Origin of the sequence: Polynucleobacter parvulilacunae (genome assembly GCF_018881715.1) — a bacterium.
Lineage (GTDB): Bacteria > Pseudomonadota > Gammaproteobacteria > Burkholderiales > Burkholderiaceae > Polynucleobacter > Polynucleobacter parvulilacunae.
Genome location: NZ_JACVPW010000001.1, coordinates 178,492 through 190,848 on the forward strand (window position 1 = coordinate 178,492; position 12,357 = coordinate 190,848).

Here is a 12,357-nt window from a genome sequence, read left to right on the forward strand (position 1 = left end):
AATTATCAAGCTTTTAGAAATTCCGCCCTTGATCCAAGCCAGCGCTCTAAATGACGCTCTACTAGATCGGTATGCTCAGCAAGCAAACGATCAGCCGCTTGCTGAGCTAACTCAATCAACCAGGCATCACGCTGCAAATCCACAAAGCGCAACATAGCATCACCTGATTGCTTGGCACCAAGTAACTCACCGGGTCCACGTAGCGATAGATCTCGCTCAGCAATCACAAAGCCGTCTGAAGTCTCGCGCAAGGTCTGTAAGCGTTCCTTGGCAGCCATTGAGAGTGGCTCAGCGTACATCAAAATACAAACAGAATCCGCAGAACCCCTGCCGACACGCCCACGAAGTTGATGAATCTGGGCATAACCAAAACGCTCAGCGTGCTCAATAACCATTAATGCCGCATTAGGTACATCAACACCGACTTCAATGACGGTAGTGGCCACCAAAAGTTGAATCTCATTTGCTTTGAAGGCCGCCATCACTGCGGCCTTTTCTTCAGCTTTTAATCGACCATGCACTAAGCCAACCTTAAAGTCAGGAAGCGCTTGTGTAAGCTGCTCAAAACTCTCTACTGCTGTTTGCAATTGCAACACTTCGGATTCTTCAATTAACGGGCAAACCCAATAGGCTTGCAATCCTTTAGATAGCCAACTTTGCAAACCACCAATCACCTCATCACGCCGACTGGCTTTAACCACCTTAGTAGCAATTGGCTTTCTTCCTGGAGGCAACTCATCAATCACGGAAACATCTAAGTCTGCGTAATAGGTCATTGCTAAGGTCCGTGGAATCGGCGTAGCTGACATCATGAGCTGATGACAGTAAAACAATTCTGATCCAACCCGCTGCTGAATCTCTAAACGCTGTCTCACACCAAAACGATGTTGCTCATCAATCACAGCGAGACCAAGTTTTGCAAAGCTCACACTCTCCTGAATGAGGGCATGCGTACCAACAATTAGTTGAGCTTGCCCATTCTCAATCATCTCTTGAGCAAGTCTTTTGTCCTTGGCTTTCAAACTTCCTGACAACCAAGCAATCTGAACTCCTAAGGGCTCAAACCACTCCTTCATCTTAAGGTAGTGCTGCTCAGCCAAGATCTCAGTAGGCGCCATGATGGCAGCTTGATAGCCATGATCCATGACGCGGGCCGCTGCCAAGGCGGCCACTACAGTCTTACCACTACCGACATCCCCTTGTAGGAGTCGGTTCATCGGAAAAGATTTAGAAAGGTCATTGCTAATTTCTGACCAAACACGCTCTTGTGCATTTGTTAACTTAAACGGCAAAACTTTCAGTAAGCCCTCTTCAAGATTTGGCTTTTTATTCTTATTTTTTTCTTCGCTTTTACTTTTTACAAAGCTTGGTGCCTGTCGCTCACGACGGATTGCATGTGCGCGCTTTAATGAGATTTGTTGCGCTAGCAGTTCTTCAAACTGAACGCGCCTCCATGCCGGGTGAGTCCGCTCTAGTAAAGATTGTGTATTAGCGTCAGCAGGCGGCTGATGTAAGTAGGTGATTGCTGCTTGTAAATTTGGCCAATCATTACTTGGCAACAACTCTGCCATCAATTGTTTAGGCAAAAACTCTGTCAAGCCGTCTTGCAAGCTAGGGTCACGTAAGGCCTGTGTCACTGCTTTACGAATAATGGTCTGTGATACCCCAACACTAGCCGGGTAGACCGGAGTCAAACTGGCTGGCAAAGGAGCATCTGGAGCCACAGCTCGCACAGTAGGGTGAACCATTTCTGGCCCCTGAAAACCTTCACGTACATCACCACGAACCCGAATATTGACTCCGACAGCCATTTGTTTTTGCTGACTTGGGTAGAAATTCAGAAAGCGCAGATTTAAGGTCTCAGTCTCATCCTCTATAGTGACGACCATCTGCCTTCTAGGCCGAAATAAGACCTGATTACGGATAACGATGCCCTGGGTCTGCGCCGATGCAAATCGCCCTTGATGAAGCGCCTCCTCAATGGTAAGCAACTCCGTCTCGTCCTCATAGCGGGATGGCAAGTGCAAAGCAAGGGCCATAGGGCTGTCTAAACCCATCTTTTGGAGTGTGCTTGGCGCTTGTTTAGTAGTCATCGTTAAAATCTAATACCTGATGGTAATGCTATGCAACTTTCCGACTTCAATTACGAACTCCCACCCGACCTAATCGCCCAACATCCTTTGGCGAACAGGACTGATAGCCGCCTCCTAGAGGTTAGGGCTGACGGGCCGAATCACGCCCAACTGCTAGACCGACAGTTTAAGGACATTCTTAACCTTGTAAGGCCAGGGGACTTATTAGTCTTCAATGACACCAAAGTGATTCCAGCGCGCCTACATGGCAAAAAAGAGACTGGTGGAATCGTTGAATTACTCATCGAACGGATTAGCGGCGAGAAACAGGCGTGGGTACAGATCAGGGCATCTAAGGTACCCAAGACCGGCAGCATCGTGCATATCCATAATCAAGCAGGAGAAACATTTCCTGTTGAGATGATTGGCTATGACGGACGTTTTTATGAAGTTCGCTTTCCCGAAAATATTTTTTCTTTGCTTGAGCGTTTTGGCGAGCTACCTTTGCCTCCTTATATTGAGCATCAACCCGATGGCGAGGATGCTCAGCGCTACCAAACCGTGGTTGCAAAAAATCCAGGGGCAGTAGCAGCTCCGACTGCTGGCTTACATTTTGATGAAGCGATTTTGCAAAAGCTAAAGGAGTTGGGCGTCAACCAAGCTTCGGTCACACTGCATGTAGGCGCTGGAACATTTACACCAGTGCGCGAAGAAGATCTCTCAAAACACAAGATGCACTACGAGTGGTACTCAATACCCCAAGAAACTTTACAAGCGATTGAGACCACTAAGAAAAGCGGCGGCAGAGTGATTGCGGTAGGTACAACCAGCCTACGCGCCCTAGAGAGCCATGCAGCAAGTGGTCAAAGCAGCGGTGAGACCAATCTCTTTATTACCCCGGGCTATCAATTTAAAACGGTGGATTGTTTGTTGACTAACTTTCATCTGCCAAAATCTACCCTATTGATGTTGGTTAGCGCCTTTGCAGGAATGGAAAATATTCGTGCTGCTTATCAACATGCCATTCATCAGAAGTATCGTTTCTTTAGTTATGGAGATGCGATGTTTCTTTGCCGACTCGAGAATATAAAGTTATGACCAAACCAGTTCACTTCAATATCCTAGCGCGGGACTCACAAAGCCCTGCTCGCCTTGGTCAACTTGATCTTCCACATGGTAGCGTGCAAACGCCCATCTTTATGCCAGTAGGAACTTATGGCACCGTAAAGGCCATGACTCCGCGTGACCTCAACGAAGCTAAAGCACAAATTATTTTAGGCAATACTTTTCATCTTTGGCTACGACCAGGATTAGATGTCATTAAGAAACATGGTGGCTTACATCGTTTCATGGGCTGGGATAAACCCATCCTGACAGACTCGGGCGGTTTTCAGGTATTCAGCTTGGGCGCACTGCGAAAGATCTCTGAAGAAGGCGTAACTTTTGCATCACCCATCAATGGCGATAAATTATTTATGTCGCCAGAAGTATCGATGGAAATTCAGGCGGTACTCAATAGCGATATTGCTATGCAGTTTGATGAATGCACTCCATACGAGATCAAAGGTCAACCCACCTCTGAAAAAACTGCGCGCGCCTCGCTAGAGATGTCGCTACGTTGGGGTGATCGCTCCCTCAAACGTTTTCGCGAACTGAACACGGGTAACGGTCTCTTTGGCATTGTCCAAGGCGGCATGTTCGAAAATCTTCGTGAGTTTTCTTTGGATGCGGTTAGTCAACAAGGTTTTGATGGCATTGCGATTGGCGGCCTTTCTGTTGGCGAACCAAAGCCCGAGTTTGAGCGGATCCTGAATTTCACCGCACCAAAACTGCCGGAGCATATGCCCCATTACCTGATGGGGGTTGGCACACCAGAAGATCTCATTTTAGGTGTCAGTTTAGGTATTGATATGTTCGATTGCGTGATGCCCACCCGTAATGCCCGAAATGGCTGGCTCTTTACCCGCTTTGGCGACCTAAAGCTCCGTAATTCTGGCTACAAGGATGATGATCGCCCGGTTGACCCTACCTGCGCCTGCTACACCTGCCAAAACTTCACCAGATCCTACCTAAATCACCTCCAAAAGGCCAATGAGATCCTGGGATCCCAGCTCAACACTATCCACAACCTGTCTTACTACCTCCAGCTCATGACTGAGGTTCGTGAAGCGCTTGGCAAAGACCGCTTTAGCGCTTATCGCGAGGAATTTCATAGCAATCGCCAGCGTGGCGTAGAACCTGGACAGGACTAATAGCCCTACAGGGGGCAAAACCCCCTGTAAGTCACCTCCAAAGCCCCACACAGTTTAGAATTGCGGGTTACGACCTTAGGTTTATTGGTCGAAAAATTCAGCAGTTTTTAATTGGTAATTAATGGAGGTTTTGTATGTGGATTAGTAACGCTTTTGCCCAAGCTCCTGCAGCGGGCGTAGATTCTGGTGGCTTGATGAGCTTCCTCCCTTTGATTTTGATGTTTGCAGTTTTGTACTTCATCATGATTCGCCCACAAATGAAGCGTCAAAAAGAAACTAAAGCCATGCTTGAGTCCTTAGGCGTTGGTGATGAAGTAGTTACAGTTGGCGGCATCATGGGCAAAGTAACTGCATTGAAAGACCAAGTTGTTACTGTTGAAATTTCTGCCGGCACTGAAGTGCAAATGCAAAAAGGTGCTATCACTACAGTATTGCCAAAAGGCACACTGAAGTCTGCTTAATTCATCTGTTTAAAAGTATCTCAATATGAATCGCTATCCTCTCTGGAAATATCTAGTCATCGCCGTTGCATTGCTAATCGGCGGACTATATTCATTACCCAATTTCTATGGTGAGGCTCCAGCGGTTCAAGTCTCGTCTGCCAAACCAACCATCAAGGTTGATTTGGCAACGCAGGCTCGTGTAGAAAAAATTCTGACTGAAGCCAACATTAACAACACCGGTATCTTCTTTGAGCTTGCCGGAAATGTGGGCTCAATCAAAGTTCGTTTCAATAACACCGATATTCAATTACGTGCACGCGATCTTTTGCAGCAAAAATTAAATACTGATCAAAACGAACCTAGCTATACCGTTGCACTAAATCTTCTATCCAATACTCCAGGGTGGCTTAATGCAATCAATGCATTGCCAATGCCTTTGGGTCTTGACCTGCGTGGCGGCGTTTACTTCCTGCTTCAAGTAGATATGAAGGGCGCAGTACAGAAGAAGGTTACCTCTTTGGCAACTGATATTCGTGGTCAATTACGCGATAAGAGCATTCGCCATCAAGGTATTGAGCGTGGCGCTGATTTCATCTCCATTAATTTTGGCAGCACTGCCGATGCTGAAGCAGCCCGTACAGTATTGATGACTTCCCAGCCAGAGCTGATCTGGCAAGTAAAGCCTACCGGACTCTCGCCAAAATTAGTTGGGGAATTTAAGCCAACTGCATTAAAAGCAATTCAAGATAACGCTGTTAAACAAAACATCATCACCCTAAATAAGCGCGTGAATGAATTAGCAGTTAAAGAGCCAGTAATTCAGCAACAAGGTGCTGAGCGCATTGTGGTGCAATTACCAGGCGTTCAAGATACAGCTCGCGCCAAAGACATCATTGGCCGCACAGCAACCCTAGAATCACGCTTAGCCGATCCTTTAGTTTCGACTATCGGTTTAGGTGAAACACCTCCGCCGGGCATGGACACCTTCCGCTTTGGTGAAAATCGTTTAGGTGTATTTAAAAAGTCAGTGATCTTCAGTGGTGATCGCATTACCGATGCAAGCGCCGGCTTTGATCAAAACCAACATCCTGCCGTAAACATCTCCTTAGATGCTGCTGGTGGTCGCGTGATGCAAGAGGTCACCCGTGAAAATATTGGCAAGCCCATGGGCATGATCTTGTTTGAAAAAGGTAAAGGTGAGGTACTCACAATTGCCACCATTCAAAGTGAGTTTGGTTCCAAGTTTCAAATTACTGGTCAACCAACTACAGAGAGCGCGAATGACTTAGCCCTCCTCCTGCGTGCAGGCTCATTGGCAGCGCCAATGGAAATCATTGAAGAACGTACGATTGGACCAAGCCTTGGCGCTGAAAACATTGAGAAAGGCTTCAAATCCCTCTTAATTGGTTTTAGTGCAATCGCTATTTTCATGATGGTTTACTACTTATTGTTTGGCACATTCTCTGTTGTGGCATTGGCAGTGAACTTGCTCTTGCTCATTTCGGTGCTGTCCATGCTGCAAGCAACACTCACATTGCCGGGTATTGCCGCGATGGCCTTAGCTCTGGGTATGGCGATTGACTCGAACGTATTGATCAACGAACGCATTCGTGAAGAGTTGCGTAATGGCGCCTCTCCACAAACGGCAATCGCAGTAGGTTTCGATAAGGCCTGGGCAACTATTTTGGACTCTAACGTAACAACTTTGATTGCTGGTCTCGCTTTGTTGGCGTTTGGATCGGGTCCCATCAAGGGCTTCGCAGTAGTTCACTGCTTAGGCATTCTGACTTCAATGTTCTCGGCTGTCTTCTTCTCACGTGGCCTTGTCAACCTCTGGTACGGCAGACATAAGAAGATTCAAAAACTCGCTATCGGCCAAGTTTGGCGCCCACAGGAGAAATAAGCCATGGAATTTTTCAGAATCAAAAAAGACATTCCATTTATGCGCCATGCATTGGTGCTCAATGCAATTTCTTTAATTACATTTTTAGCAGCAGTCTTTTTCCTCTGGCATAACGGCCTGCATCTTTCCATTGAATTTACCGGTGGTACGGTGATGGAGGTTAGCTATCCACAGACAGCGCCTCTAGACTCTATTCGCGCCAAGGTTGAGAAGCTCGGCTATGCAGATACCCAGATTCAGAACTTTGGTAGCTCACGCGATGTCATGATCCGCCTGCCATTGCAAAAAGATGCTGAAGGCAAGTTGATTTCCTCTGCAGACCAAAGCACTGCAGTAATGCAAGCCTTGGATACAGCCACAACTGGCGTAAAACTACAGCGTGTGGAGTTTGTTGGACCACAGGTTGGGCGTGAATTGGCAATGGACGGATTGATGGCCCTGCTATTTGTGATCATCGGTATCGTGGTTTACCTCTCCTTCCGCTTTGAGTGGAAGTTTGCGGTTGCAGGCATCATCGCGAACTTGCATGACATCGTGATCATTCTGGGTTTCTTCGCATTCTTCCAGTGGGAGTTCTCCCTCTCCGTTCTGGCGGCTGTTCTGGCAGTTCTAGGCTACTCAGTCAATGAATCCGTGGTGATCTTTGACCGTATTCGTGAGAACTTCCGCAAGTACCGCAAGATGAACACTCGCGAAATCATTGATAACGCGATCACTAGCACCATTAGTCGTACCGTCATTACCCACGGCAGTACTGAGATGATGGTTTTGGCAATGCTGGTCTTTGGCGGTCCAACGCTCTTCTATTTCGCCTTGGCACTAACCATTGGTATTTTGTTTGGTATCTACTCCTCAGTCTTCGTTGCTGCAGCACTTGCTATGTGGCTTGGTGTTACACGAGAAGATTTAGTCAAGGGCGATAAAAAGCCAGATGACAATGCCCGTAACGATGACCCCAACTTCGGGGCGCGGGTTTAATGAAGTGATGTAGTTTGATGATCAAGGGCAGCTAAGATTCTGTTAGTTGCACCTTGATGTTCAATTGAGTAGGCCGTAGCTGCTGAACTCATCTTTGCCAACTCGGCAGCATTCAAAAGTAATTCTTTCAAAGCCTCCATTAAGGCTATTGGCTCGCTCAAGATGAGCTCCCCACGAATACGCTTTGCAGCGCCAGCATTAATAGCATCAAGAGCTGCCTGCTGGAAGTTGTAGGTATGCTCACCCAATAAGACAGGGCAGCCAGCAGCGCACGCTTCGATAAGATTCTGACCACCAAAGGGAAGCAAGCTTCCACCCATCAATACCAATTCAGAGGCGCTGTAATACATCGGCATCTCACCCATGGAATCACCCAAAACAACATCTAGTCCAGCGCAATCACTGGGAATACCAGACCACTCGCTGCGGCGGCGGAACTTTAAATCAGTACTATTTATTTGCTCTGCTACTTCCGTGAAACGCTCTGGGTGCCTAGGCACCAAGCAAAGCAAAGGGGGAATTGGAAAAGCATTATTTGCAAGTAAATCTTTCCATGCTTTGAGAACAATCGCTTCTTCGCCGTCACGGGTACTGGCCGCACAGACCATCACTCGATTGCCTGCATGCAAATCTTGTCGCCACTGTTTACCCTGCTCCACTAAGACTTGATCTAGAGCTACATCAAACTTCACATTACCCACAATCTGGATATTCTCAACACCTAAACTGCGATAACGCTGGGCATCAAATTGGGTTTGCGCCAAGATGCCAGCAAAGGCTTGAAACAATGAGCGCCCCGCTTGGCCAAATTGATTAACGCGACGAGCGCTTCTCTCAGACAGACGAGCATTCACCAAAAATAAAGGTAAGCCAATTTCTTTACAGCGAAAGACTACGGTAGGCCAAGCTTCCGTTTCCATAAAGAGTCCAAACCTAGGTTTAAACGTCTTTAAAAAATGCTCTACTGACCAACAAAGGTCATACGGCAAATAGACTTGTCGAATTTTCCCAGCGGCAATCTCTTTAGCAAACAACTGCTTACCTGTGCGGCGACCATTCAAAGTCATATGGGTAAGCAAAATAGATTCGCCCTTGGCCAAATAAGCTTCGATTAAGGGTTGGGCTGCACGAGTCTCACCAACGGATACCGCATGAATCCAAATAGAGCCTTGGGTAATAGGCTTGCTATAGCCAAAACCCAAACGCTCGGGAATGTGATGTAAATAGGAAAAGGCATGGCGTGCACGCCAAGCTAGACGAATGAAAGCCAATGGCAATAAAAGATGCCACAACAGTTGGTAAGCAGCAAACCAGATCCGGGGACGCGCCCCGTATTCTGAATTGGTCGTCAAGCTCACTTTTTGAGACGTTCGGTCAGCTCGACCGCCTTACCTAAATAGGAAGATGGAGTCATCTCCAGTAAACGTGCTTTTGCATCTTCAGGAATCTTTAAACCACGAATAAAGGTTTGAAGATCTGCCTGATTGATGCCTTTGCCACGAGTCAATTCTTTTAACTGCTCGTAGGGATTCTCGATACCATAGCGACGCATGACCGTTTGCACTGGCTCAGCCAATACTTCCCAGCAAGCATCTAAATCAGCAGCAATCGCTGCAAGATTCACCTCTAGCTTGCCAAGTCCACGTAATGCGCTGTCGTATGCCAAGACACTGTGACCAAATGCAGGGCCTAAGTTACGTAATACGGTGGAATCAGTCAGGTCACGCTGCCAACGAGAGATTGGTAACTTTTCCGCGAGGTGACGTAGCAGTGCGTTAGCTACACCCAAGTTACCTTCAGAGTTTTCAAAGTCAATAGGATTTACTTTATGCGGCATCGTGGATGAACCGATCTCACCTGCCTTGGTACGCTGCTTGAAATAACCAACAGAGATATAAGCCCAGAAGTCACGGTCCATATCCAAAAGGATCGTATTGGCACGAGCAATCGCATCAAAGAGTTGCGCCATACCATCATGCGGCTCAATCTGAATCGTATACGGATTGAAGGTGAGGCCTAAACGCTTTTCGACAACACTCTTAGAAAAGTTTTCCCAATCAAAATCAGGGTAAGCAGACATATGGGCGTTGTAGTTACCAACCGCGCCATTCATCTTGCCGAGTAATGGAACGGCGGCAATCGAATCAATCGCACGCTCTAAACGCTTAGCAATATTGGCAATCTCTTTACCAAGAGTGCTTGGTGATGCAGGCTGTCCATGGGTACGAGATAACAAAGGCACCTTTGCGTGCTCAAGCGCCAAATCAGTGAGAACGGAAAGAACTTTTCTCAACTGGGGCAAGAGTACTTCATCACGAGCGCCACGCAACATCAAACCATGCGAAGTATTGTTAATGTCTTCTGAAGTACAAGCAAAGTGAATGAACTCACTTGCCTTTAATAAGTCAGGGCGTCCAGCAACTTTTTCTTTTAAGAAGTACTCAACCGCTTTAACGTCGTGGTTTGTTACTGCTTCAATGTCTTTAATGCGCTGCGCATCTGCATCAGAGAAGTTTTCTGGGAGTGAAAGTAGAAAGGCTTCGTCAGCTGCGTTAATTTTGGGCACGTCTGGAAGACCAGCAGCAGCCAATGCCAAGAGCCAATGAATTTCCACAAAAACTCGTTGGCGCATAAAAGCGGCTTCGGAAAGCCATGGACGCAAAGCATCTAGTTTTTCGGCATAACGACCGTCAAGAGGGGAAAGGGCATTTAAGGTAGAAAGCGGCTGACTCACGAATATTGCCTTTGCATTGAATATGTCAATAAAGGCTAATTTTAATGTGTTTGGGAGCCCTGCAAGAGGTAATTAGGATAGCTATACTTAGACCTATGAAACTTATCGGATCCCTCACTAGCCCCTACGTACGCAAGGTACGTATTGTTTTTAACGAGAAAAAGGTCGATGTAGACCTCGAATTAGAGAATGTCTGGGCTACAGACACCAAAATCAGCTCTACAAACCCCTTGGGGAAGGTCCCCTGCCTGATTGCTGACGATGGAGAGGCCATCTATGACTCCCGTGTCATCGCTGAATATGCCGACGGCCTAAGCCCAGTTAGCAAGCTTATCCCTGCGGATAACCGCGAGCGTGCAGCCGTCAAAACCTGGGAAGCTCTGGCCGATGGAATTATGGATGCCGGTATTTTGGCTCGTTTAGAGCGCACCTTGCGTCCAGCTGAGCAACAAAGCCAAACTTGGTATGACCGCCAAATGGGCAAAATTGATGCAGCCCTTCGTCAAATGTCTGAACAACTTGGTGAGAATGCCTGGTGTCAAAGCAACCAAATGACATTGGCCGACATCGCCGTAGGTTGCGCAATTGGTTATTTATTGTTTCGCTTTCCGGAAGTGAAATGGCAAACGCAATATCCAAACTTAGACCGCTTGTATCAAAAGTTATTACAACGACCTTCGTTTATTGAAACTGAACCACCTGCTGCCTAGTCAAGCTGCAGCTTCATTAAAAAAGCCAATCAGTTTTGATTGGCTTTTTTGTATTCACTATCAGAAAATTTAAATTTGATTATGCGGAAATAATTCCGCCACCCAAACAAATATCACCGTCATAAAGAACGGCAGATTGTCCGGGAGTAACAGCCCACTGCGCGTCCGGAAAACTTAAATCAAAACTCAGTGCTTCATTACCTGCACTTAAGACGCAAGCAGAGTCAGCTTGACGATAACGTGTCTTCGCTGAATAACTTCCAGGTGTTGGAGCTTGACCAGATACCCAACTTGCGTCCATAGCAGCTAGCTTGTTAGCCAATAACCACGGGTGTTCGTGGCCTTGCGCTACATATAGAGTGTTATTCGGAATATCCTTGCGCGCAACATACCAAGCATCACCATTGCCGTCTTGGCTGCCGCCCAAACCAATACCTTTGCGTTGACCTAAGGTAAAGAATGCCAATCCCATATGCTCGCCAACAGTCTTTCCCTCTGGCGTTTTAATCGGGCCTGGTACTCGCGGTAAATAACGATTTAAGAATTCTCTAAAAGGACGCTCGCCAATAAAACAGATTCCGGTGGAGTCTTTCTTTTTAGCATTATGCAAACCAATTTGCTCTGCGATTTTTCTGACTTCTGTCTTTGGAATTTCTCCAAGTGGGAACATCACATTAGCTAATTGTTGCTGCGTTAAGCGATGCAAGAAATAACTTTGATCTTTGCTTGCATCAACTGCTTTCAATAACTGGACTTTGCCACCTTCATGACGGACACGCGCATAGTGCCCTGTTGCAATAGCATCGGCGCCCAAACTCATGGCGTGATCTAAGAAGGCCTTAAATTTAATTTCAGCGTTACATAAAACATCGGGATTGGGTGTTCGCCCTGCAGCGTATTCACGCAAGAAATCAGCAAATACGCGTTCACGATACTCAGCAGCGAAATTGACTGCCTCGACGTCGATTCCGATCATATCGGCCACGGAGACAACATCCAACCAATCCTGTCGAGCCGAACAGTACTCGTCGTTATCGTCATCCTCCCAATTTTTCATAAAAAGGCCAATAACTTCAAAGCCTTGCTCCTTGAGCATCCAGGCAGCAACCGACGAATCTACCCCTCCAGACATGCCAATAACGACTTTCTTGGTCTGGGAAGACGGGATTGCGGAAGAATTGAGCGGGATCATCAAAAAATGCGAGAATTCAATATAAGCTTACAGACCATATTGTAGAAGTCTTAGCCTGAATTCACAGGATTTT

General features: G+C 46.8%; 10 protein-coding genes. 6 read left to right on the forward strand and 4 right to left on the reverse strand.

Features of this window, described 5'->3' with window-relative positions; all coding sequences use genetic code 11:
- Window positions 1–5: 5 nt before the first annotated feature.
- Window positions 6–2,093 carry an ATP-dependent DNA helicase RecG gene (gene recG, locus ICN18_RS00915; protein WP_216188679.1) on the reverse strand — a complete coding sequence of 696 codons (2,088 nt, stop codon included), beginning with the start codon at window positions 2,091–2,093 and terminating at the stop codon, window positions 6–8.
- 30 nt (window positions 2,094–2,123) lie between these two features.
- Here recG and queA point away from each other — a divergent pair, with 30 nt between their 5' ends.
- From queA to secF, 5 genes are all read left to right on the forward strand, one after another.
- Window positions 2,124–3,170 carry a tRNA preQ1(34) S-adenosylmethionine ribosyltransferase-isomerase QueA gene (gene queA, locus ICN18_RS00920; RefSeq protein WP_216188680.1) on the forward strand — a complete coding sequence of 349 codons (1,047 nt, stop codon included), beginning with the start codon at window positions 2,124–2,126 and terminating at the stop codon, window positions 3,168–3,170.
- Window positions 3,167–4,324 (forward strand): tRNA guanosine(34) transglycosylase Tgt, encoded by a 1,158-nt coding sequence (gene tgt / locus ICN18_RS00925; RefSeq protein WP_216188681.1) that lies wholly within the window; start codon window positions 3,167–3,169, stop codon window positions 4,322–4,324. Before queA ends, tgt begins: the two co-directional genes overlap by 4 nt.
- Before the next feature lie 134 nt (window positions 4,325–4,458).
- Window positions 4,459–4,785, forward strand: a complete 327-nt coding sequence (gene yajC, locus ICN18_RS00930) for a preprotein translocase subunit YajC (protein WP_216188682.1) — start codon at window positions 4,459–4,461, stop codon at window positions 4,783–4,785.
- Window positions 4,786–4,810: 25 nt separating this feature from the next.
- Window positions 4,811–6,670 carry a protein translocase subunit SecD gene (secD, locus tag ICN18_RS00935; protein ID WP_216188683.1) on the forward strand — a complete coding sequence of 620 codons (1,860 nt, stop codon included), beginning with the start codon at window positions 4,811–4,813 and terminating at the stop codon, window positions 6,668–6,670.
- Between the two features lie 3 nt (window positions 6,671–6,673).
- On the forward strand, window positions 6,674–7,648 hold the full coding sequence (secF, locus tag ICN18_RS00940; protein WP_216188684.1) for a protein translocase subunit SecF: 975 nt from the start codon (window positions 6,674–6,676) through the stop codon (window positions 7,646–7,648).
- On the opposite strand, the gene ICN18_RS00945 is transcribed toward secF, so the two are convergent.
- Entirely contained in the window at window positions 7,645–9,006 is a 1,362-nt protein-coding gene (locus ICN18_RS00945; RefSeq protein WP_216188685.1) for a 3-deoxy-D-manno-octulosonic acid transferase, read from the reverse strand. The two genes, secF and ICN18_RS00945, sit on opposite strands and share 4 nt — an antisense overlap.
- Window positions 9,003–10,382 (reverse strand): adenylosuccinate lyase, encoded by a 1,380-nt coding sequence (gene purB, locus ICN18_RS00950; protein ID WP_216188686.1) that lies wholly within the window; start codon window positions 10,380–10,382, stop codon window positions 9,003–9,005. The genes ICN18_RS00945 and purB overlap by 4 nt, the downstream gene beginning before the upstream one ends.
- Window positions 10,383–10,477: 95 nt before the next feature.
- On the opposite strand from purB, the gene ICN18_RS00955 reads away from it, so the two are divergent.
- Entirely contained in the window at window positions 10,478–11,092 is a 615-nt protein-coding gene (locus ICN18_RS00955) for a glutathione S-transferase (protein WP_216188687.1), read from the forward strand.
- A 79-nt stretch (window positions 11,093–11,171) separates the two neighbouring features.
- Here the strand turns inward: ICN18_RS00955 and mnmA are convergent, their stop codons facing one another.
- Window positions 11,172–12,284, reverse strand: coding sequence for a tRNA 2-thiouridine(34) synthase MnmA (mnmA, locus tag ICN18_RS00960; RefSeq protein WP_216188688.1), 1,113 nt, complete (start codon window positions 12,282–12,284; stop codon window positions 11,172–11,174).
- Between the last annotated feature and the right edge of the window lie 73 nt (window positions 12,285–12,357).

Bases quoted from the DNA above. Each gene is read 5' to 3' on its own strand.
- tgt (WP_216188681.1), top strand. From the start codon at position 3,167: ATGACCAAACCAGTTCACTTCAATATCCTAGCGCGGGACTCACAAAGC.
- secF (WP_216188684.1), top strand. From the start codon at position 6,674: ATGGAATTTTTCAGAATCAAAAAAGACATTCCATTTATGCGCCATGCA.
- queA (WP_216188680.1), top strand. From the start codon at position 2,124: ATGCAACTTTCCGACTTCAATTACGAACTCCCACCCGACCTAATCGCC.
- mnmA (WP_216188688.1), bottom strand. From the start codon at position 12,284: ATGATCCCGCTCAATTCTTCCGCAATCCCGTCTTCCCAGACCAAGAAA.
- ICN18_RS00955 (WP_216188687.1), top strand. From the start codon at position 10,478: ATGAAACTTATCGGATCCCTCACTAGCCCCTACGTACGCAAGGTACGT.
- secD (WP_216188683.1), top strand. From the start codon at position 4,811: ATGAATCGCTATCCTCTCTGGAAATATCTAGTCATCGCCGTTGCATTG.
- recG (WP_216188679.1), bottom strand. From the start codon at position 2,093: ATGACTACTAAACAAGCGCCAAGCACACTCCAAAAGATGGGTTTAGAC.
- yajC (WP_216188682.1), top strand. From the start codon at position 4,459: ATGTGGATTAGTAACGCTTTTGCCCAAGCTCCTGCAGCGGGCGTAGAT.